The sequence below is a fragment of the Kosakonia sp. BYX6 genome (genome assembly GCF_038449125.1).
GTDB classification, from domain to species: domain Bacteria; phylum Pseudomonadota; class Gammaproteobacteria; order Enterobacterales; family Enterobacteriaceae; genus Kosakonia; species Kosakonia calanthes.
The window spans coordinates 2696150-2716780 of sequence record NZ_CP151800.1; the positions used below are offsets into that span (position 1 = coordinate 2696150).

Below are 20631 nucleotides of genomic sequence, written 5' to 3' on the forward strand. Positions count from 1 at the left end.
AAGCGGCTGAAATAAAAAATCCCCGACATTATGCCGGGGATTTCACGTTAACGATTATTTCTTCAGTTCGGCGAGGCTCAACCAGGTTTGCACGACGCTGTCAGGGTTCAGGGAAAGGCTATCGATTCCCTCTTCCATCAGCCACGCGGCAAAATCCTCATGATCCGACGGCCCCTGCCCGCAAATGCCGACATATTTGCCCTGTTTTTTCGCCGCGCGGATCGCCATTGCCAGCAGCGCTTTCACCGCGTCGTTGCGCTCATCAAACAGTTCGGAGACCACACCGGAGTCACGATCAAGGCCGAGCGCCAGCTGCGTCATATCGTTGGAGCCAATGGAGAAGCCATCGAAATGTTCGAGGAACTGCTCTGCTAACAGCGCGTTCGACGGAATTTCACACATCATGATGATCTTCAGCCCGTTTTCGCCGCGTTTCAGCCCCTGACGCGCCAGCTCATCCACCACCGCTTTCGCCTGCTCTACGGTGCGTACAAAGGGGATCATTATCTCAACGTTGGTCAGCCCCATGTCGTTACGTACGCGTTTCACTGCTTCACATTCGAGGGCAAAGCAGTCACGGAAGCTGTCTGCAACGTAACGGCCAGCACCGCGGAAACCGAGCATCGGGTTCTCTTCTTCTGGTTCGTAGCGTTCACCACCGACCAGATTGGCGTATTCGTTCGATTTAAAATCGGACAGACGCACAATCACGCGTTTCGGCCAGAATGCCGCGCCAAGGGTCGAGATCCCTTCCGTCAGACGGCCAACGTAAAACTCAACCGGCGAGTCAAAGCCTTTCATCATCTCGCGGATTTCACTTTGCAGTTTCGGTTCCTGGTCATCAAACTCCAGTAGCGCGCGCGGATGCACGCCAATCATGCGGTTGATGATAAATTCCAGGCGCGCCAGCCCAACCCCTTCGTTCGGCAGGCAAGCAAAATCAAAGGCGCGATCCGGGTTACCGACGTTCATCATGATTTTCAGCGGCAGATCCGGCATGGTATCCACGCTGGAGCTTTTCACGCTGAAATCGAGCAAGTCAGCGTAAACATACCCGGTATCGCCTTCCGCGCAGGAAACGGTGACTTTCTCGCCGGTTTTAATACGCTCGGTGGCATCGCCACAGCCAACCACCGCTGGGATCCCCAGTTCACGGGCGATAATCGCCGCGTGGCAGGTACGCCCGCCGCGATTAGTGACGATCGCCGCCGCTTTTTTCATGATCGGTTCCCAATCCGGGTCAGTCATGTCGGTAACCAACACATCACCCGGCTGGATAAGGTTCATTTCACTGATATCGTGGATGACTTTTACAGTACCCGCGCCGATGCGGTGACCGATTGCACGGCCTTCGGAGATAATCCGGCCCTGCGCATGCAGTGTGTAGCGCTCCATCACCTGGCCGCGGGAACGCACGGTTTCCGGGCGCGCCTGCACAATAAACAGTTTGCCGGTATGGCCGTCTTTCGCCCATTCAATATCCATCGGACGACCATAATGTTTTTCAATCTGTACGGCCTGTTTCGCCAGCGCCTGGACTTCTTCATCGCTCAGGGAGAATCGGTCGCGGTCAGCCTGCGGCACATCTTCAATCTGCACCTGCTTACCGTGCTCTTGCGTCGGCGCGTAGATCATGCGGATTTTTTTCGAGCCCATCGTACGGCGTACGATTGATGGACGATCGGCTGCCAGCGTCGGTTTATGGACATAGAATTCATCCGGGTTAACCGCGCCCTGCACCACCATTTCGCCCAGCCCCCAGGCGGAAGTGATAAACACCACCTGGTCAAAACCGGATTCGGTATCGATAGAGAACATCACGCCAGAGGAGGCGATATCAGAACGCACCATGCGCTGCACGCCCGCAGAAAGCGCGACACCGCGATGATCGTAGCCCTGGTGTACGCGATAAGAGATAGCGCGGTCGTTGAACAGCGACGCGAAAACGTGTTTCACCGCCACCAGCACGGCATCATACCCTTGTACGTTAAGGAATGTCTCTTGCTGCCCGGCAAAGGAGGCATCCGGCATATCTTCTGCCGTGGCCGATGAACGCACGGCAAAAGAAGCCTGCTTATCATCTTCCGACAGTTTGGCATAAGCCTCATGCACCGCTTTTTCCAGTTCCGGCTGGAAAGGCGTGTCCACAATCCACTGGCGGATCTGCGTCCCGGCTTTCGCCAGTTCGGAAACGTCGTCGATGTCGGTTTTATCCAGCAATTCATAGATTCGCTGATTCAATCCGCTTTGTTCGAGGAACTGATTAAACGCATCCGCCGTGGTCGCAAACCCATTCGGCACGGAGACACCCATACCGGACAGATTGGTAATCATTTCACCCAGGGAGGCATTTTTGCCCCCAACTCTGTCTACATCATTCATGCCGAGTTGGTCATACCAAAGCACCAGCGGAGACGAGCCATTGTTGGACATCGAAACAATCCTTTTGTGATATATGAATGGGTATAAAACGTCTGACTGCGTTTTAATCCTGGCATAATTAATTCCGTTGAAAAAACGGTGAATCGTGTAAGCAATTACGTTTTCTGGTTTTTCGGACAGTTTCCCATCAATAAATCGCACCCTGGATAATTCTTGTTTCCCTATGTCCTTCTTTTTTATATGGCATTGAAAAAATTGAACTCTACATTTCATTAAAAATAAAAACACCATTTCAATTTAAAATGAGAAAAAGGATATACGCACGCTGGAGGATTTAATTTATGCTTTCAGATAATTGCGCATGACATTCAGGATGGGTTTAATGGACAGTTCTGTAGATCGCCACGTTTTTTATATTTCCGATGGAACCGCTATCACCGCTGAAGTATTAGGCCATGCGGTAATGTCACAATTCCCGGTCGCCGTCAGCAGTATCACGCTGCCATTCGTGGAAAACGAAAGCCGCGCCCGCGCAGTCAAGGAACAAATAGACGCTATCTATCAACAAACCGGCAATCGGCCGCTGGTGTTTTACTCCATTGTGATCCCGGAGATTCGCACCATTATTTTGCAAAGCGAAGGGTTTTGTCAGGATATCGTGCAGGCGCTGGTTGCCCCACTCCAGGAAGAATTAAAACTCGATCCCACACCGATTGCCCACCGTACTCATGGCCTTAATCCTGGAAATTTAACCAAATATGATGCACGCATAGCGGCAATTGATTACACGCTGGCCCACGATGACGGTATTTCTTTGCGTAATCTTGATCAGGCGCAGGTGATTTTACTGGGCGTGTCGCGCTGCGGTAAAACCCCCACCAGCCTCTATCTGGCAATGCAATTTGGTATTCGCGCGGCGAATTATCCCTTTATTGCCGATGATATGGATAACCTCATTCTTCCCGCTGCGTTGAAACCGTTGCAGCATAAACTTTTTGGTCTGACCATTAACCCGGAACGTCTTGCCGCCATCCGTGAAGAGCGCCGGGAGAACAGCCGCTATGCGTCGTTACGCCAGTGCCGCATGGAAGTGGCGGAAGTGGAAGCGCTTTACCGCAAAAATCAGATCCCCTGCCTGAACAGTACTAATTACTCTGTCGAAGAAATCGCCACCAAAATGCTCGATATTATGGGGCTCAATCGCCGCATGTACTAACAAGCTAGTACATGAATGCCATCTGCGCTATTATGCCGCCCACTGATGTGATGCGCGTCACAGCCATGCTTGTAATCAGCGATGATTGGTTTATGGTGTTGCGCATCACTTCCGGCATTCCTGCCGCCGAAGCACCTAATTTTTGAGACGATCAATGAACAAAACTGATGAACTTCGCACTGCGCGCATTGATAGCCTGGTGACGCCTGCCGAGCTGGCGCAGCGCTACCCGGTTAGCCCGGAGGTTGCGGAGCGCGTAACTGCCTCCCGTCGACGGATCGAAAAAATCCTTAATGGCGAAGACCGCCGCCTGCTCGTTGTTATTGGCCCCTGCTCGATTCACGATCTGGATGCGGCAATCGATTATGCCCGCCGCTTGCAGACGCTGCGCGATAAGCATCACGCGCAGTTGGAAATCGTGATGCGTACCTACTTCGAAAAACCGCGAACCGTGGTCGGCTGGAAAGGGTTAATTTCCGATCCCGATCTCAATGGCAGCTATCGGGTCAACCACGGCATTGAACTGGCGCGTAAATTGCTGCTGCAAGTCAACGAACTGGGCGTGCCGACCGCGACCGAATTCCTCGACATGGTGACCGGCCAGTTTATTGCCGATCTGATCAGTTGGGGAGCGATTGGCGCACGGACGACCGAAAGCCAAATCCACCGTGAAATGGCCTCGGCGCTCTCCTGCCCGGTCGGTTTCAAAAACGGAACCGATGGCAATACGCATATTGCGGTTGATGCGATCCGCGCCTCGCGCGCCAGCCATATGTTTCTTTCGCCGGACAAAACCGGGCAAATGACGATTTATCAAACCAGCGGTAACCCGTACGGTCATGTCATTATGCGCGGTGGTAAAAAGCCCAATTACCACGCGGAAGATATCGCCAGTGCCTGCGACACGCTGCGGGAGTTCAACCTGCCGGAATACCTGGTAGTGGACTTCAGCCATGGCAATTGCCAAAAGCAACATCGCCGTCAGTTGGACGTTTGTGACGATATCTGCACACAGATTCGCAGCGGCTCGACCGCCATAGCCGGTGTGATGGTGGAAAGTTTCTTGCAAGAAGGGACACAAAAAATAGTGAATGGTCAGCCGCTGGTTTACGGGCAATCCATTACCGACCCTTGCCTGAGCTGGGATGACAGCGAACTGCTGTTGGAAAAGCTGGCCACGGCCGTCGCCACCCGCTTCTGAATCACTCCCGCCGCGAGCGGCGGGAGCCTTCCCCCCTACTGATTCTGGGGGGAAATCGACCAAATGTTATGAAACACCCTTGCCTCGCGCCAGTAGACTATTGATAATGATTATCATTGTTGATTTGCGTTTAGGCCACGATGCTGCTTATGGATAGCACAACTGCATTACCCGTTACTTCTAAGGAAAAACCTACCCACATTTCCCTTTCTGACCGTCGTATCAACAGCCAGACGCTGTTGGGCGATGAAGGACGCGTCGTTATTGAGCATAAAGGGCAGCAATATTTATTGCGCCAGACGCAAGCCGGTAAGCTGATCCTGACAAAATAGCCCTTAACTTGAGCAGCTGACTTCCAGCCGTTTTCCCCAGTCCGGCGGGCGACGGGCGTAGTCATCGCTACGATCGGCAAACGGCTGACGTAAAATCTCGTGCAGCCGTTCCAGTTCTTCGGTTTCGCCTTTTTCCGCTGCATCAATGGCGCGCTGTGCCAGCCAGTTTCGTAGCACAACCGCCGGGTTAACGCCCTGCATATGTTGCTGGCGCTGCGTATCGTCAATATTTTCCTGCTGCAAACGCGCGCGATACTGCACAAACCAGCTATCAAACGCGCCGCGATCGATAAACTCATCACGCAGCGGCGAGTCAGCACGATGTTGCTCAGTGACACTTAACAGACGGAATGTGCGCGTGTAATCGCTCCCTTCCCGCACCATCAATGCAAACAGGTTATCCAGCAGAACATTATCACCCTGCTGACGAGTGAAGAAGCCCAGCTTGCCGCGCATCAGTACGCCGTATTCGGTCAGCAATAATTGCTGATACTCGTCCAACGCGGCGTTTAAGGCGTCGACAGCAATAAAGGGTGACAGCGATTGCGCCAGACGCTGTAGATTCCAGAGCGCGACCACCGGTTGGTTTTCGAAGCTGTAGCGCCCCTGGTAGTCGGAGTGATTGCAGATAAAGCCAGGCTGGTAATCATCCAGGAAACCAAACGGCCCATAATCGATGGTCAGGCCGAGAATCGACATGTTGTCAGTGTTCATCACACCGTGCGCAAAACCCACGGATTGCCAGCGGGCAATCAGTAACGCAGTACGCCGCACCACATCGCGGAACCAGGCGATGTATTTATCGCTCTCTTCCTGCAATTCCGGCCAGTGATGGCGAATCACAAAATCGGCCAACTGACGAACCTTTTGCGGTTCGCGGCGGTAGTAGAAATGCTCAAAATGGCCGAAACGGACATGGCTTTCGGCAATGCGCATCAGCATCGCGCCCTGCTCGCGGGTTTCCCGCATGACGGGTGTATCGCTGGTCACAATGCTTAACGCGCGGGTGGTTGGGATTCCCAGATAATGCATCGCTTCCGACGCCAGGCTTTCGCGGATGGTCGAGCGTAAAACCGCACGACCATCGCCCATACGCGAATAGGGCGTGAGGCCCGCGCCTTTTAAATGCCAGTCGCGCGTGGAGCCATCCGGCATTTTTTGCTCCCCGAGTAAAATCCCGCGCCCGTCGCCCAGTTGCCCGGCCCAGACACCAAATTGATGCCCGCTGTAGACTTGCGCCAGCGGCGACATGCCAGGCAGCAAGGTTTCGCCGCCCCAAACGCCCGCCCCTGAATCGGGGTGGAAAAGCGTTTCCGGCACACCCAATGTCTCTGCCAGCGGCGTATTGCGCCACAGCAGTCGGGCATTGAGCAACGGTGTTGGGGATAAAGCAGTGTAAAATTCTGGCAATTCATCACGCCAGCGAGTGGTAAAAGACAGGGTCATAGATCCTCCAGCCTTTTAGTGTAGTGCCTTCTTCGGTGTTTAAACACCGGGCAAAACAAGGGCTATGGATGAACCAGTGTGGTGAGTTGCTCAGCAGCCACGGCTGGCCAGAGCGCCCCTTGCATCGCGCTGAACTGAAAAGCCGACGCCCGTTTCAGGGCTTGCTCATCATCAATACCGGCAATCATGACTGAGCGGCAATAAGGTTCAACTTGCGAAATAATCGCGCGCATAAAGGGTTCGAAAGAGGGAGATGCTAATCGCTGCTGAACGAAATTTTTATCTAACATGACGCGTTTGAACAAACCATCGAAAATAGCTTTTGTCGATGCTGTTCCCGTACCGAAATTTGCCAGCACCAGCGCATGTTGTTTCGCCAATAGAAACAGTGACTGATTATCACTGCCTTTATTTAGATCTGGATAATTCTCATTGATAGTAAATTCCAGAAAAGGAAATTTTCTGACATCTGCAGCCAGTGTTTCATCAGCCAGTAAAGCGTCAACAATATAAGGGGAAATATTAATCCAGGCGGTCAATTGATGCTGGATTAAAAAGAGTTGGCAGGTTTCTATAAGCGCCAGTTGCTCTGCAAACAAAGCCAGCGTCTCGTCTGACGTCAGGCGCGGGACAACCAGCTCTGTGGGGGCGCGGACATTACTGTCGATTCCCACAAAGTTAACAATAACTTCCACCCCCTGAAGCATTCGGTTACCATTTCTTGCAGGTAGCAAAAAAAGCTCAGAGCGATAGGTATCATCAAGTGAAATAATCATTACGCCAGCCCCGCATTAAGGGTGAAATCCGGCATTAGCAAACGCAAATGAAGAGATGCCAAAACGGCTGATTTCAATGAGATTAATTTCATTTTTTCCCAGTTTATTTTTGCTTTCCCCTTCACTTTTATTAGCTTGATCACTAATTACCCTAATCCCCTCACTGCTAGTGTAGGCCAATCATAATTAATCTTATAAATATGAATTAGTAGAAACATCCTGGTTTAATAAAAAACGCATTCGCCAGACAAACAAAAAAGAGGGTCATTTCCTACTGCCTGAGAACCCTCTTTTTTTCTTACACTATTTATGTCTGTCAGATGCGTCGCGCCTGCCAGAAGTTTTTACGCCAATAAACATTATCGAGAGAAGAACGTATCACTCCCCGGCTGGTTGAGGCGTGGATAAACGCATTATCGGTGTCGTAAATCCCGACGTGCAGACCGTTTTCACCGGAGCCAGTTTTAAAGAACACCAGATCGCCCGGCAGTAAATCGTCTTTGTCGATTTTGGTGCCCATTTCAGCCTGCTGGCGCGTTTCCCGCGGCAACTGGAGAGCAAACTTATCGCGGAAGGTCATCATCACGAAGCCTGAGCAATCCACCCCTGAACGCGTCATCCCGCCGTAGCGATACGGTGTACCGCGCCATTGGTTTAACTGATCGTTCAGATTCGCGATCACGGTGATGGAGTCTGACAATCTTGGGTTAGGCGGCGGTGCGCGGTGAGAGCTACATCCTGCAAGGAAAAGCGCCGCTGCCAGCAGAAACCAGATACGCATTCTGGATCGAGCCTCTTATCTCTTTTTTCTCGGAATAATCTACAGTGGGAATCCAATGCGTGGCAAGTCACGTTTTCGTCACGTCGCCGGGATCAACATGCTATGGCCTTCAATATCCAACTGGCGAAATGGCAAGCCGTAAGCGGTGGCAAGATGAGACGGTGTCAGCACCGTCTCTTTTGGGCCGCTCATCAGCAATTTTCCGCCGCTTAATAACCACGCCTGATGCGCATGACGCAGTGTGTGGTTGAGATCATGGCTACTCATCACCACTGTAATACCCGCGCTTACCAGTTCGCTGATTAATTTATCCAGCGCCGCTTGTTGGGCCACATCCAGGCTGTTCATCGGTTCATCCAACAGTAAAAGCTGCCCATCGGGATTGCCCTGCGGATGAACCTGAAGAATGACCGCCGCCAGGCGCACACGCTGCCACTCACCGCCGGAAAGATGATTGACCGCGCGCTCAAGCTTATCACCTAACCCGAGCTTACCGGCAATCTCTGCCAGTAAAGCGTTTTGCGTATTGTGGTGCTGATGCAACGACAGGTAGTGCCAAACTGGCATGGCAAACGGCGGCGTTTGCTGCTGCGCAAGAAAAGCGCGATGCTGTGCCAACCGCATAGCTTGCCATTGTTCCATCGGTTGGCCATTGAACGACACCGCGCCCTGCCCACTGGATAACCCGGCAATGCGGGTCAGCAACGTACTTTTCCCTGCGCCGTTCGGCCCCACCAGATGCAAAATCTGCGCGCGTTCTACCGATGCGGTGATCGGCCCAAGCCTGCCAGGTTCGCCCACATTCTGAAGTTGCAACAGCATCGACATTACTTCGCCAGCGCCTGTTTAACGGCGGCGACAAGAATCGGATCCTCCGGCGTCATATCCGGCGAGAAACGCTGAATGACATGACCATCACGGCCAATCAGGAATTTTTCGAAATTCCACAGAATATCGCCCGGCTCTTTCGGCGCGCGGCCTTTGCTGGCCATACGCTCGTAAAAGCCGCTGTCCGCCGGCGCGACTGCCGTTGGGGCCGCCGCGATCAGTTTTTTATATAACGGGTGGCGCGCGTCACCGTTGACCTCGATTTTGCTGAACATCGGGAATGTCACACCATAGGTGGTGCTGCAAAATGTTTTGATTTCTTCTTCCGAGCCAGGTTCCTGGCCAAGAAACTGGTTACACGGAAAACCGAGCACCTTGAAGCCCTCTTTTTCCCATGCCTTGTGCAGGCTTTCCAACTGTTCGTATTGCGGTGTCAGGCCGCATTTGGACGCCACATTGACCACCAGCAACACATCGCCGCGATAATCCGCGAGTGTCGTGCGTTCACCATCAATTGTCGTCACTTCTGTATCAAGAATATCCTGTTGCATAGCGTACCCTTCATTGATGTTACGGTTTCCGGGCTTAGCGCCCGACCCTCAATAATAGCCAGATAAATACTGGCGCACCTAGCGTTGCCGTTACGACACCGATCGGCAGTTCAGCGGCGCTCAACGCCAGGCGAGCGATCACATCGGCAAACAGCAGTGCCACCGCGCCCGCCAATGCGCAGCCCGGCAGAAGCACCCGGTGATCCGTCAAACCACATAAACGTAAAATATGCGGGATAACTAAACCAATAAAGCCAATTGCTCCGGCTAGCGCCACGCTGACGCCCACCATCCAGCCGGTTGCTGCAACTAATAAATTACGCCAAAACCACAACGGTAGTCCCAACTGGCGAGCCGATATTTCCCCCAGCGCCAGTACATTGAGTGGCTGAGACTGAAAACAGATCCAGACCATAACCGGCAATAGCGCGACCATCAGCCAGCTTTGTTGCCAGTCGACACCACCAAAACCTCCCATCATCCAGTACATTAGCTGGCGTAAATCGAAAGAGGTCGAGAAATAGACCGCCCAGGTCATAAGCGCAGTACAGATGATGCCCAGCGCCACGCCTGCAAGCAAAAGGCGGCTGGTTGAGAGATGGCGGCGGGCGAAGCGCAGCAGAATCAACGTGACAACCAGCGCCCCGGCGATGGCGCAAATACCCAGCGCCCAGCCGGGAAGCATGCCTCCACCGAGCAAGACCGCCGCAATTAACCCGACACCTGCGCCACTCGAAACCCCCAACAGGCCGGGTTCCGCCAGCGGATTTTCAAACAGTGCTTGCATGATGGCCCCGCATAACGCCAGCGCCGCCCCGACCAGTAACACCGCCAGCGTGCGCGGCAGGCGAATCTGCCAGACAAAAAGTTGGCCTTTAGGGGTGAACCAGGCGTTGGGAGCAATCCATTGATCGCCCGCGCAAAGGCTAATAAATAGCGCGAGCAGTAAAAGTAGCAGCAACCCGCCAAGCCAGCGGCGGTTACGTTGCTGTTTAAGATGAGCGTATGCCAGCATGTTATCCGTTTTACCCGTCAGTCAGGTGACTGATTCTAAGATTGATGCCGGACGCTGAAAAGAAAAAAGGCCGCGATGCGGCCTTTTTAATTAGTTCAGATCATTCAGCTTTGGGCGAAGCGTTTTCGACGCGGCTTTTCAACTTCTGGCCGGGTCTGAAGGTCACCACGCGCCGAGCTGTAATGGGAATATCTTCGCCCGTTTTCGGGTTACGGCCCGGGCGTTGATTTTTGTCGCGCAAATCGAAATTGCCAAAGCCGGAGAGTTTAACCTGTTCACCGTTCTCCAGAGCACGACGGATCTCTTCGAAAAACAGCTCTACCAGCTCTTTTGCGTCCCGCTTGCTAAGCCCTAGCTTATCAAACAGATATTCTGACATTTCAGCTTTTGTAAGCGCCATAGGTTCAATCCCTCAATGATGCCTGGAATCGCTCTTTTAATGCCTCTACACATTTGGCAACGGTAGCGGCAATCTCCTCTTCTTCGAGTGTACGGCTGGTATCCTGAAGGATCAGACTGATGGCAAGGCTCTTAGACCCTTCCACGACGCCCTTACCGCGGTACACGTCAAATAAGTTTACGCCAACTACCTGATTTACGCCAACTTTCTTACACTCAGCCAAAACATCTGCTGCGGGCACACTTTCATCGACCACAACAGCGATGTCGCGGCGGTTCGCTGGGAAGCGAGAAATTTCCTGAGCTTGAGGAACCACGCGGTCTGCAAGCGCATCCCATACCAGCTCAAATACCAGTGTACGGCCGTTCAGATCGAGCTTACGTTCAAGCTCCGGATGGACAACACCGATGAAACCAATACGCTTATCTTTCAGATAAATCGCTGCGGATTGCCCTGGATGCAACGCCGGATTCGTCTCGGCGCGGAATTCAATGGCTGATAATTTACCCGTCAGCTCCAGTACAGACTCCAGATCGCCTTTCAGATCGAAGAAATCGACGCTGCTTTTAGCCAGATCCCAATGCTCTTCATAGCGGTTGCCACAGATTGCGCCCGCCAGCATCACATCCTGGCGAATACCAAGGTTTGCCTGGGTATCCGGCACAAAACGCAGACCGGTTTCGAAAATGCGTACGCGGCTCTGCTGACGGTTCTGGTTGTAAACGATAGTACCCAGCAGGCCAGTCCACAGAGAAAGACGCATTGCTGACATTTCGCTTGAGATTGGGCTTGGCAGAATTAATGCCTCCTCGCCCGGATGGATCAGCTGCTGCAGTTTCGGATCAACGAAGCTGTAGGTGATCACTTCCTGATAGCCTTTATCGTTAAGCATAGTTTTCACACGCTTAAGCGACAAGTTGGCTTCGCGATGCTCGCCCATCACCAGACCTGCCTGCACCGGCTCATCTGGAATATTGTTGTAGCCGTAAATACGCGCCACTTCTTCCACCAGGTCTTCTTCGATTTCCATATCGAAACGCCAGCTCGGCGCAACAGCCAGCCACTCATCCTGGCCTTCGGTCACTTCGCAACCCAGACGTTTCAGGATATCGCTCACCTGTTCATCGCCAATGTGATGACCAATCAGGCGATCCAACTTGCTGCGGCGTAGGCGAATAGTCGCACGCTTCGGCAACGTCGATTCGTTGGTCACATCGATAACCGGACCGGCTTCACCACCACAAATATCCAGCAGCAGGCGGGTTGCGCGCTCTATTGCTTTATATTGCAGTTGCGGATCAACACCGCGCTCGTAACGGTGGGAAGCGTCAGTATGCAGGCCGTGACGGCGCGCGCGACCGGTAATGGAAAGCGGGCTGAAGAACGCGCACTCCAACAGCACATTTTGCGTATCGCCGTTCACACCTGAGTGTTCGCCACCGAAAATACCACCCATCGCCAGCGCTTTGTTATGGTCTGCAATGACCAGCGTGTCAGCGTTGAGTTTGGCTTCGCTACCGTCCAGCAGAACCAGCGTTTCGCCCTCTTTTGCCATACGCACTATGATGCCGCCATCAAGACGATCGCTGTCGAAAGCGTGCATCGGCTGACCCAGTTCCAGCAGAACGTAGTTGGTTACGTCAACTACTGCATCAATAGAACGGATGCCGCAGCGGCGCAGTTTTTCTTTCATCCATAGCGGAGTCGGTGCTTTAACATTGATGCCTTTAACCATACGACCAAGGTAACGTGGGCAAGCATCGGCAGCTTCAACGATGATCGGCAGAGTGTCATTGATGGTTGCAGTAACCGGCATAATTTCTGGTGCGGTCAGCGGCGACTTGTTCAGCACCGCAACATCACGGGCCACACCGATGATGCCCAAGCAATCGGCGCGGTTCGGCGTCACGCTGATTTCGATGGTGTTGTCATCAAGTTTCAGGTATTCGCGGATATCGGTGCCAATCGGCGCATCTGCTGGCAGCTCGATAATACCGTTATGATCGTCGGAAATACCCAGCTCGGAGAAGGAACACAGCATGCCTTCGGACGGCTCACCGCGCAGTTTTGCCGCTTTGATTTTGAAATCACCCGGCAGCACAGCACCGACAGTCGCCACAGCGACTTTCAGGCCCAGGCGGCAGTTCGGTGCGCCGCAGACGATGTCCAGCAGACGATCGCCACCAACATTAACTTTTGTCACGCGCAGCTTGTCAGCGTTCGGGTGCTGTGCGCACTCCATCACTTCACCGACGACGACGCCATGAAACACGCCAGCGACTGGCTCAACGCCATCCACTTCCAGGCCCGCCATGGTGATTTGTCCGGACAGTGCTTCGCTATCAATGGCCGGATTGACCCATTCGCGTAACCACAGTTCACTGAATTTCATTGTCTTGCCTGCCTTTATTTAAACTGTTTGAGGAAACGCAAATCGTTTTCGAAGAATGCGCGCAAATCTGTGACACCGTAACGCAGCATGGTCAGGCGCTCCATCCCCATACCGAATGCGAAACCGGAGTAAATTTCCGGGTCGATACCGACATTACGCAATACGTTCGGATGCACCATCCCACAGCCGAGGACTTCCAGCCATTTGCCATTCTTCCCCATCACATCCACTTCAGCAGACGGTTCTGTAAACGGGAAGTAGGACGGGCGGAAGCGGATTTGCAGATCTTCTTCAAAGAAGTTACGCAGGAAGTCGTGCAGCGTACCTTTCAGGTTGGTGAAGCTGATATTTTTATCAACGATCAGCCCTTCCATTTGATGAAACATTGGCGTGTGCGTCTGATCGTAATCGTTACGATAAACACGGCCTGGGGCGATGATACGAATTGGCGGCTGCTGGTTTTCCATGGTACGGATCTGCACGCCAGAAGTCTGGGTGCGCAGCAGGCGGGTTGCATCGAACCAGAAGGTGTCGTGATCGGCGCGTGCCGGGTGATGACCCGGAATATTCAGCGCGTCGAAATTATGATAATCATCTTCAATTTCCGGCCCGGTTGCGACGGTGAAACCCAGCTCGCCAAAGAAGCTTTCGATACGATCGATAGTGCGGGTAACCGGATGCAAACCACCGTTTTCAACACGACGCCCCGGCAGGGAAACATCAATGGTTTCAGCGGCCAGACGTGCGTTCAGCGCTGCGTTTTCCAAATCGGCTTTGCGGGCGTTCAGCGCTTGCTGAACCTGTTCTTTTGCTTCGTTGATTACCGCCCCGGCAGCCGGGCGCTCTTCTGGCGGCAGCTCACGCAGGGTGGTCATTTGAAGGGTCAGGTGCCCTTTCTTACCCAGGTATTCGACGCGTACGTTGTCCAGCGCGGCGACATCTGAGGCATCGTTAATGGCTGCCTTCGCACTGGCAACCAGCTCTGCGAGATGTGACATGGTTTTCCTCGTTATATGGCGATATTTACAAGCGGCAAATACAAAAAAAGCCTCCACAAGGGAGGCTTTCTGGCGCTGTTTTCCGTTTCTTCTTTCACGCGCTAGCCTCCCGGGTTCAGGTGCTAAAGTAAAAAAAGAAGCGGAAAATAGCAGCATTCATGCTTGCGTTACCTTAATCGGGTAAGTGGCGGCGATGGGTTATTGAAAACGCATCACTGCAAAAAGTCAATGTATTGATGATGTTAAAGCAAAAGAGGGAGCCAAGCTCCCTCTTTTAAACTGGCTTATGCCAGAGCTGCTTTCGCTTTTTCAACCAGGGCAGAGAATGCCACTTTGTCGAATACGGCGATGTCAGCCAGGATCTTACGGTCGATTTCAACAGAGGCTTTTTTCAGGCCATTGATGAATTTGCTGTAAGAAATACCGTTCTGACGTGCTGCTGCGTTGATACGTGCAATCCACAGTTGACGGAACTGACGCTTTTTCTGACGACGGTCACGATAAGCGTACTGACCAGCTTTGATAACAGCCTGGAAGGCAACACGGTAAACGCGTGAACGCGCGCCGTAGTAACCTTTAGCTTGTTTCAAAATTTTCTTATGACGTGCACGTGCAATCACACCACGTTTTACGCGAGCCATATGCTCTCTCCTGTATCTATATTCTTAAAAAAGTTAAAAGGTTAACGACTTATGCGTACGGCAGGCACGCAATTACCAGACCCAGATCGCCTTTGGAAACCATGGCTTTCGGGCGCAGGTGACGTTTACGCTTGGTAGCTTTTTTGGTCAGAATATGACGCAGGTTAGCGTGCTTGTGCTTAAAACCACCTTTACCGGTTTTTTTGAAGCGCTTAGCAGCACCGCGTACGGTCTTAATTTTTGGCATTTTTTAACTTCCACTTCGCATTGTTAATAAACGAAACAAAGGCGAATTAAACCCGTGAGCTTGTGGCCCACAGGTTTAATTACTTGATGGCCTTACTGTTTCTTCTTAGGAGCAAGCACCATGATCATCTGGCGGCCTTCGATCTTCGTTGGGAAGGATTCGACCACTGCCAGTTCACCCAGATCTTCTTTCACGCGATTAAGCACTTCCATACCGATCTGTTGGTGGGCCATCTCACGACCGCGGAAACGCAGTGTGATCTTGGCCTTATCGCCCTCTTCGAGAAAGCGAATCAGGCTGCGGAGTTTTACCTGATAGTCGCCTTCATCTGTACCAGGTCGGAATTTAATTTCCTTAACCTGAATAACTTTTTGCTTCTTCTTCTGTTCCTTAGAAGATTTGCTCTTTTCATAGAGGAACTTGCCGTAGTCCATTATACGGCATACGGGCGGCTCGGCGTTAGGGCTAATTTCGACTAAATCAACCCCGGCTTCTTCAGCTTTTTCCAGAGCTTCTCTCAGACTCACAATACCAAGCTGCTCGCCTTCCAGACCTGTTAAGCGAACTTCCGTGGCGCGAATCTCGCCATTAATACGATTGGGACGCGCCGTTTGAACTCGTTTTCCGCCTTTAATACCTTATTCCTCCAGTTGTTGAAGACTGCGGCTGCGAATCTCTTGTTGCAGCTTCTCGATAACTTCATTTACGTCCAGGCTACCCAAGTCTTTACCACGACGGGTACGCACAGCAACTTTGCCGGCTTCAACCTCTTTGTCACCACAAACCAGCATATAAGGGACACGACGTAAAGTGTGCTCGCGGATTTTAAAGCCTATCTTCTCGTTTCTCAAGTCTGCTTTTACTCGAATGCCCGCATTTTGCAGTTTACGGGTCAATTCGTTGACGTATTCAGACTGAGAATCAGTGATGTTCATCACAACTACCTGCACTGGCGCAAGCCAGGTTGGGAAGAAGCCTGCGAACTCTTCAGTCAGGATGCCGATAAAGCGCTCCAGAGACCCAAGAATCGCGCGGTGAATCATTACTGGAACCTGTCGCTCGTTGCTTTCGCCTACGTAAGAAGCGTTCAGGCGAGCTGGCAGGGAGAAGTCCAGCTGTACAGTACCGCACTGCCATGCACGATCGAGGCAGTCATAAAGGGTAAATTCAATTTTCGGACCGTAGAAAGCGCCTTCACCCAGTTGATATTCAAATGGGATATTGTTTTCTTCCAGCGCAACTGCCAAATCCGCCTCAGCACGATCCCACATCTCGTCGCTACCGATACGTTTGTCCGGACGAGTTGAGAGCTTGACGACGATCTTCTCGAAGCCAAAGGTGCTGTACATATCGTAGACTAAACGAATACAAGCGTTCACTTCATCGCGAACCTGCTCTTCTGTACAGAAGATATGAGCATCGTCCTGAGTGAAGCCGCGAACACGCATCAGCCCGTGCAACGCGCCTGATGGCTCGTTACGGTGGCAGCTTCCGAACTCGGCCATACGCAGCGGCAGATCGCGGTAAGATTTCAACCCTTGGTTGAAAATCTGTACGTGACCCGGGCAGTTCATCGGCTTAATGCAGTATTCACGGTTCTCGGAAGACGTCGTAAACATCGCATCTTTATAGTTATCCCAGTGGCCGGTTTTTTCCCACAGCACACGGTCCATCATGAACGGGCCTTTCACTTCCTGGTACTGATACTCTTTCAGTTTAGAGCGTACGAAAGTTTCCAGTTCACGGAAGATAGTCCAGCCATCGTTATGCCAGAACACCATGCCCGGCGCTTCTTCCTGCATGTGATACAAATCGAGCTGCTTACCGATTTTACGGTGATCGCGTTTCGCTGCTTCTTCCAGGCGTTGCAGATAGGCATTCAGCGCCTTTTTATCTGCCCATGCTGTACCGTAAATACGCTGCAACATCTTGTTGTTGCTATCGCCGCGCCAGTAAGCACCCGCTGTTTTCATCAGTTTGAAATGATGGCAAAAACGCATATTCGGCACGTGCGGTCCACGGCACATGTCGATGTATTCTTCGTGATGATACAAGCCAGGCTTATCATTATGCGCAATGTTTTCATCAAGAATAGAAACTTTGTAATTCTCACCACGTGAGACAAATGTTTCGCGAGCTTCCTGCCAGCTCACTTTTTTCTTGATGACATCGTAGTTAGTTTCGGCGAGCTCATGCATACGTTTTTCGAGCGCGTCGATATCTTCCTGGGTCAGCGTGTGGTCAAGGTCAACGTCATAATAAAAGCCATTATCGATAACCGGGCCGATCGCCATTTTAGTATTAGGCCACAATTGCTTAATTGCATGACCTAACAAGTGCGCGCAGGAGTGGCGGATAATTTCCAGACCATCTTCATCTTTTGCGGTGATGATAGCCAAGTTGGCATCGCTGTCGATAACATCAGAAGCATCGACCAGTTCACCGTTGACACGTCCAGCGATACAGGCTTTCGCCAGTCCCGGACCAATATCCAGCGCAACATCCATTGGGCTAACAGCATGGTCATATTGGCGTTGACTGCCATCAGGAAGAGTAATTACAGGCATTTCATTTCCTTATTTGCAGTGGTGCCCCACACGAAAGAGCACATACAAAATGAGATTTCAAAGATATAACAGCAACTAAGATAAGTTTTCTCGCTTCACTCTGCGGAATATGCATCGCACGGTATTTAGCCGCCATGTGCCCTTACCCATCACTGTTAAGTACCCGGCAATAGTACACATATGAAAGAGTTGTTGAAAGTATTTGTGTGACGGAGGTCAAACCCGACGGGCGATTGCGAGGTAAATCGCGTAGTGAACGTGCGCTACTGAATGTGCTTGTTAACCTGAGTTTAATCTGATTTTTCATCTCGACCTTGACAGGAATACACTCCAGGCAGTCTATTTGGCTACCCATTAACATCTAACACATTGATAAAGCATGGTAATAGTTTATTCAGTTGCTATTGTCGCACTTATGATAGTTGCTATTTTTTCGTTTTATAAGCACTACAGCATGAAGTCAGCAAGAACCCTTCCCATCCCAAACAAGAAGCGACGTTAACAGCATTACTCCTTTCAAATGGCACGCTTCTGCGTGCCTTTATTTATTGTTTATCAGGCCTCATAACCCAAAGCGCGAATAACCTCTTCCATCGCGGCTTGCGTCAGTTCCGAACGTTTAATTCGCTGATTTGCAAGCATGGTTCTGACCACACCGGCAATAACGATATGCTTCGGTTCTTGCCCAAGATCGCGCATTTCCAGCACGACTTTCCCCACAACCCGGCACATTTCCTCGTACAGTTCGACATCTTTTGACTTGCTCATCACTCCTCCGGTTATTGTGGTTAATTTTCCATATGTTAGCGTGATAGCGGCCTTAATATGCAAGACTCTCCCTTCCAGGACATTTGCACAAAGTTAAATTTCTCCGTCGATTTACCTTAAAGTTGCCCGCAAAGTCTGCCGATTAATGAATCATTAGGGCTTGAATGAATTAAACACAACGATGCAAGCAATCAACTACAACGAAATGACTGGTCTGAACCTGACGGTCAGAAAAACAACCGAATCAACATTGCAAGAATCCATTGAACGTCTGTCATCAGGCTTGCGAATCAATGGTGCCAAAGATGATGCCGCGGGCCAGGCTATTGCTAACCGCATGCGTTCAAATATCAATGCGGATACCGTGGTTTCCCGTGGACTGGATGACGCCATCAGTATGGCGCAAACCGCCGATGGTAGCCTCAACACCATTGGTGAGCTACTGATCCGCGCCAAAGGTCTCGCTATTCAATCGGGCAACAGCACGCTTTCAGATAGCGATCGACAAAGCATTCAGGACGAATATCAAAGTATTCTCAATAATATTCAGTCAATTTCGGAAACGACGGAAATTTTTGGCAGCTACCCATTGGCTACCGACTCTCCGGAACTGCCGCCTGAATTGATTGGCAATGTTCCGCCACTGAATGTGAAATTCCCGGTACAAGGTACCAATTATTCATTCAGCTCAGGAATTGTTTCTCTGGCGTACATCCCGGCCGGTTCGAAAAATATTACGATTACTATCGACTCGTTAGGCCTGGACGACGACATTCAGCTCTTTACTCGCGATGGTAAACATCTGGCGGGCACACCGATTAACGGCACCGATCCTGATTACACATGGAGTAGCCGCGGAATCACTGATTCAGCAAAAGCAACCAGCCGCGTGTTGAGCGAAGCGAACGGCTTTGAGAATGGCGCAACTTATGATGATTCACAGCTTATCGAAGGGGGCGCATCTTGGGCGCTGGATGGCAGTGAAACCCTCGATTATAACGGCATGAACATCAGCTACAGTGGCGATGGCGATCGTTACGAACCGGGAGCGGCTTTTAATGACGGTAGCAACGGCTCCAACCGAATAGAACGGTTGAAGATCGATAATGTGACCGAAGACCTGGTGGTGATGGTGGTGGGCAGCGGTTCATTTACCAGTAATCTGACCTGGGGCGATCTTCCTGAGCCAACTATCACGCCAACGGTACTACCAAAACAGAGCCGACCATGGGAAGTAGTGACAAGCGCCAGTTTCGGGGATGATGTCGAATCACTCACCATGCAGACAACGCCTGCGGATTTGAAATCGCTGGGCCTGACAAATACCGACCTACTTTCAATGCCGACGGCCAGCAATGCGATGGGCGTACTCGACAGAGCGCTGGATAAAGTCAGCAGCTACCGCGCGCAATACGGCGCGTTTATCAACCGCTTCGAATCGACTAAATCGGTGTTGGCACAGCAAAACGTTGCCACTCAGGCGGCAAAGAGTCGTATTGAAGATGCGGATTACGCCATGGAAACGAGCAAAATGGCCAAAGCGCAAATATTACAACAAGGCCAAGATGCCGTACTGAAAGTCGCTAACCAGTCGGCAGAAAATATTCTTTCACTACTGCGGAGTTAACAAATTAACAGTTCGTTGTTATGACTCTCGTGTAATATTAAGGTCAACTTTCGTCAATAAATAATAAGGCTTGCATTAAGTTATTTACATTAAAGAATAAACACGAAAACCGGTACCACATAATCCGGTTTTATCGAAGTTAATGAATTAACTAAGAATGTACTTAATCCCACTCACCGGCAACCAGGGTATGCGCATCAAACGCAGCGGCATTAGAACCCCGAGTAGCGTTTGCGACCGGAACCATATTGGAACCCGCTTCAATGTTGGTGATGTTAGTATTGGACTGGCTGGCAGAAGTTGCAGGTTGAGCAGCGAATGCGCCAAATGAAAGTGCAGAAAGCACTACGGCAGCGGCTGCAGTTTTGATTTTTTTCATAATTAACTCTCTTTCTTGAATTAATACATTACTTGCTGGGCGATACATTTAGCCCATAAATCTAGTGTAGATCTGGATCACACT

At 51.3% G+C, this 20631-nt stretch carries 22 protein-coding genes and 1 other annotated feature; of the genes, 5 read left to right on the forward strand and 17 right to left on the reverse strand.

What is annotated here, in order from left to right:
- Positions 1-54: 54 nt before the first annotated feature.
- Positions 55-2433 carry a phosphoenolpyruvate synthase gene (gene ppsA / locus AAEY27_RS12620; RefSeq protein ID WP_342320908.1) on the reverse strand — a complete coding sequence of 793 codons (2379 nt, stop codon included), beginning with the start codon at positions 2431-2433 and terminating at the stop codon, positions 55-57.
- Between the two features lie 331 nt (positions 2434-2764).
- Here ppsA and ppsR point away from each other — a divergent pair, with 331 nt between their 5' ends.
- The 4 genes from ppsR (at position 2765) to hemP (ending at position 5131) form a co-directional block, all read left to right on the forward strand.
- Positions 2765-3598 carry a posphoenolpyruvate synthetase regulatory kinase/phosphorylase PpsR gene (gene ppsR / locus AAEY27_RS12625; RefSeq protein WP_342320909.1) on the forward strand — a complete coding sequence of 278 codons (834 nt, stop codon included), beginning with the start codon at positions 2765-2767 and terminating at the stop codon, positions 3596-3598.
- Positions 3599-3609: 11 nt separating this feature from the next.
- Complete coding sequence (locus tag AAEY27_RS12630; RefSeq protein ID WP_342320910.1) at positions 3610-3744, forward strand: hypothetical protein; 135 nt, start codon at positions 3610-3612, stop codon at positions 3742-3744.
- An 8-nt stretch (positions 3745-3752) separates the two neighbouring features.
- Complete coding sequence (gene aroH, locus AAEY27_RS12635; protein WP_342320911.1) at positions 3753-4799, forward strand: 3-deoxy-7-phosphoheptulonate synthase AroH; 1047 nt, start codon at positions 3753-3755, stop codon at positions 4797-4799.
- Between the two features lie 140 nt (positions 4800-4939).
- Positions 4940-5131: a hemin uptake protein HemP gene (gene hemP, locus AAEY27_RS12640; RefSeq protein WP_342320912.1), complete on the forward strand. Its 192-nt coding sequence runs from the start codon at positions 4940-4942 to the stop codon at positions 5129-5131.
- A 3-nt stretch (positions 5132-5134) separates the two neighbouring features.
- Here hemP and selO read toward each other — a convergent pair whose 3' ends face one another.
- The 15 genes from selO to fumD form a co-directional block, all read right to left on the reverse strand.
- Positions 5135-6577 (reverse strand): protein adenylyltransferase SelO, encoded by a 1443-nt coding sequence (selO, locus tag AAEY27_RS12645; protein ID WP_342320913.1) that lies wholly within the window; start codon positions 6575-6577, stop codon positions 5135-5137.
- A gap of 62 nt (positions 6578-6639) precedes the next feature.
- Positions 6640-7353 carry an EAL domain-containing protein gene (locus AAEY27_RS12650; protein ID WP_342320914.1) on the reverse strand — a complete coding sequence of 238 codons (714 nt, stop codon included), beginning with the start codon at positions 7351-7353 and terminating at the stop codon, positions 6640-6642.
- Between the two features lie 316 nt (positions 7354-7669).
- Positions 7670-8134: a C40 family peptidase gene (locus tag AAEY27_RS12655; protein ID WP_342320915.1), complete on the reverse strand. Its 465-nt coding sequence runs from the start codon at positions 8132-8134 to the stop codon at positions 7670-7672.
- A 78-nt stretch (positions 8135-8212) separates the two neighbouring features.
- Entirely contained in the window at positions 8213-8962 is a 750-nt protein-coding gene (btuD, locus tag AAEY27_RS12660) for a vitamin B12 ABC transporter ATP-binding protein BtuD (protein WP_342320916.1), read from the reverse strand.
- Positions 8962-9513: a glutathione peroxidase gene (locus AAEY27_RS12665; protein ID WP_342320917.1), complete on the reverse strand. Its 552-nt coding sequence runs from the start codon at positions 9511-9513 to the stop codon at positions 8962-8964. The genes btuD and AAEY27_RS12665 overlap by 1 nt, the downstream gene beginning before the upstream one ends.
- 34 nt (positions 9514-9547) lie before the next feature.
- Entirely contained in the window at positions 9548-10528 is a 981-nt protein-coding gene (btuC, locus tag AAEY27_RS12670) for a vitamin B12 ABC transporter permease BtuC (protein ID WP_342320918.1), read from the reverse strand.
- 100 nt (positions 10529-10628) lie between these two features.
- Positions 10629-10928, reverse strand: coding sequence for an integration host factor subunit alpha (ihfA, locus tag AAEY27_RS12675; protein ID WP_006820203.1), 300 nt, complete (start codon positions 10926-10928; stop codon positions 10629-10631).
- A 4-nt stretch (positions 10929-10932) separates the two neighbouring features.
- Positions 10933-13320, reverse strand: coding sequence for a phenylalanine--tRNA ligase subunit beta (gene pheT / locus AAEY27_RS12680; RefSeq protein WP_342320920.1), 2388 nt, complete (start codon positions 13318-13320; stop codon positions 10933-10935).
- 14 nt (positions 13321-13334) lie between these two features.
- Entirely contained in the window at positions 13335-14318 is a 984-nt protein-coding gene (pheS, locus tag AAEY27_RS12685) for a phenylalanine--tRNA ligase subunit alpha (RefSeq protein WP_342320921.1), read from the reverse strand.
- 40 nt (positions 14319-14358) lie between these two features.
- Positions 14359-14483, reverse strand: a sequence feature (Phe leader region).
- Complete coding sequence (gene pheM, locus AAEY27_RS12690) at positions 14434-14478, reverse strand: pheST operon leader peptide PheM (RefSeq protein ID WP_001386830.1); 45 nt, start codon at positions 14476-14478, stop codon at positions 14434-14436. It overlaps the preceding feature by 45 nt.
- Positions 14484-14602: 119 nt before the next feature.
- Positions 14603-14959 (reverse strand): 50S ribosomal protein L20, encoded by a 357-nt coding sequence (gene rplT, locus AAEY27_RS12695; protein WP_007374646.1) that lies wholly within the window; start codon positions 14957-14959, stop codon positions 14603-14605.
- A 49-nt stretch (positions 14960-15008) separates the two neighbouring features.
- Positions 15009-15206: a 50S ribosomal protein L35 gene (gene rpmI / locus AAEY27_RS12700; protein WP_001124225.1), complete on the reverse strand. Its 198-nt coding sequence runs from the start codon at positions 15204-15206 to the stop codon at positions 15009-15011.
- Between the two features lie 92 nt (positions 15207-15298).
- The gene (gene infC / locus AAEY27_RS12705) at positions 15299-15841 is read right to left on the reverse strand and encodes a translation initiation factor IF-3 (protein ID WP_342325567.1); all 543 of its coding nucleotides are present in this window, start codon (positions 15839-15841) and stop codon (positions 15299-15301) included.
- 3 nt (positions 15842-15844) lie between these two features.
- The gene (gene thrS, locus AAEY27_RS12710) at positions 15845-17773 is read right to left on the reverse strand and encodes a threonine--tRNA ligase (protein WP_342320922.1); all 1929 of its coding nucleotides are present in this window, start codon (positions 17771-17773) and stop codon (positions 15845-15847) included.
- 555 nt (positions 17774-18328) lie between these two features.
- Positions 18329-18541, reverse strand: coding sequence for a fumarate hydratase FumD (gene fumD, locus AAEY27_RS12715; RefSeq protein ID WP_425294632.1), 213 nt, complete (start codon positions 18539-18541; stop codon positions 18329-18331).
- A 181-nt stretch (positions 18542-18722) separates the two neighbouring features.
- On the opposite strand from fumD, the gene AAEY27_RS12720 reads away from it, so the two are divergent.
- Positions 18723-20168: a flagellin gene (locus AAEY27_RS12720; protein ID WP_342320926.1), complete on the forward strand. Its 1446-nt coding sequence runs from the start codon at positions 18723-18725 to the stop codon at positions 20166-20168.
- A 163-nt stretch (positions 20169-20331) separates the two neighbouring features.
- Here AAEY27_RS12720 and AAEY27_RS12725 read toward each other — a convergent pair whose 3' ends face one another.
- On the reverse strand, positions 20332-20547 hold the full coding sequence (locus tag AAEY27_RS12725; RefSeq protein WP_342320928.1) for a hypothetical protein: 216 nt from the start codon (positions 20545-20547) through the stop codon (positions 20332-20334).
- Between the last annotated feature and the right edge of the window lie 84 nt (positions 20548-20631).

Excerpts from the sequence above, each read along its gene's own strand:
- selO (WP_342320913.1), bottom strand. The coding sequence starts at position 6,577 with ATGACCCTGTCTTTTACCACTCGCTGGCGTGATGAATTGCCAGAATTT.
- AAEY27_RS12720 (WP_342320926.1), top strand. The coding sequence starts at position 18,723 with ATGCAAGCAATCAACTACAACGAAATGACTGGTCTGAACCTGACGGTC.
- AAEY27_RS12665 (WP_342320917.1), bottom strand. The coding sequence starts at position 9,513 with ATGCAACAGGATATTCTTGATACAGAAGTGACGACAATTGATGGTGAA.
- fumD (WP_425294632.1), bottom strand. The coding sequence starts at position 18,541 with ATGAGCAAGTCAAAAGATGTCGAACTGTACGAGGAAATGTGCCGGGTT.
- rplT (WP_007374646.1), bottom strand. The coding sequence starts at position 14,959 with ATGGCTCGCGTAAAACGTGGTGTGATTGCACGTGCACGTCATAAGAAA.
- AAEY27_RS12725 (WP_342320928.1), bottom strand. The coding sequence starts at position 20,547 with ATGAAAAAAATCAAAACTGCAGCCGCTGCCGTAGTGCTTTCTGCACTT.
- ppsR (WP_342320909.1), top strand. The coding sequence starts at position 2,765 with ATGGACAGTTCTGTAGATCGCCACGTTTTTTATATTTCCGATGGAACC.
- AAEY27_RS12655 (WP_342320915.1), bottom strand. The coding sequence starts at position 8,134 with ATGCGTATCTGGTTTCTGCTGGCAGCGGCGCTTTTCCTTGCAGGATGT.
- pheT (WP_342320920.1), bottom strand. The coding sequence starts at position 13,320 with ATGAAATTCAGTGAACTGTGGTTACGCGAATGGGTCAATCCGGCCATT.
- ppsA (WP_342320908.1), bottom strand. The coding sequence starts at position 2,433 with ATGTCCAACAATGGCTCGTCTCCGCTGGTGCTTTGGTATGACCAACTC.
- rpmI (WP_001124225.1), bottom strand. The coding sequence starts at position 15,206 with ATGCCAAAAATTAAGACCGTACGCGGTGCTGCTAAGCGCTTCAAAAAA.
- hemP (WP_342320912.1), top strand. The coding sequence starts at position 4,940 with ATGCTGCTTATGGATAGCACAACTGCATTACCCGTTACTTCTAAGGAA.
- pheS (WP_342320921.1), bottom strand. The coding sequence starts at position 14,318 with ATGTCACATCTCGCAGAGCTGGTTGCCAGTGCGAAGGCAGCCATTAAC.
- btuD (WP_342320916.1), bottom strand. The coding sequence starts at position 8,962 with ATGTCGATGCTGTTGCAACTTCAGAATGTGGGCGAACCTGGCAGGCTT.
- AAEY27_RS12630 (WP_342320910.1), top strand. The coding sequence starts at position 3,610 with ATGAATGCCATCTGCGCTATTATGCCGCCCACTGATGTGATGCGCGTC.
- btuC (WP_342320918.1), bottom strand. The coding sequence starts at position 10,528 with ATGCTGGCATACGCTCATCTTAAACAGCAACGTAACCGCCGCTGGCTT.
- ihfA (WP_006820203.1), bottom strand. The coding sequence starts at position 10,928 with ATGGCGCTTACAAAAGCTGAAATGTCAGAATATCTGTTTGATAAGCTA.
- thrS (WP_342320922.1), bottom strand. The coding sequence starts at position 17,773 with ATGCCTGTAATTACTCTTCCTGATGGCAGTCAACGCCAATATGACCAT.
- AAEY27_RS12650 (WP_342320914.1), bottom strand. The coding sequence starts at position 7,353 with ATGATTATTTCACTTGATGATACCTATCGCTCTGAGCTTTTTTTGCTA.
- aroH (WP_342320911.1), top strand. The coding sequence starts at position 3,753 with ATGAACAAAACTGATGAACTTCGCACTGCGCGCATTGATAGCCTGGTG.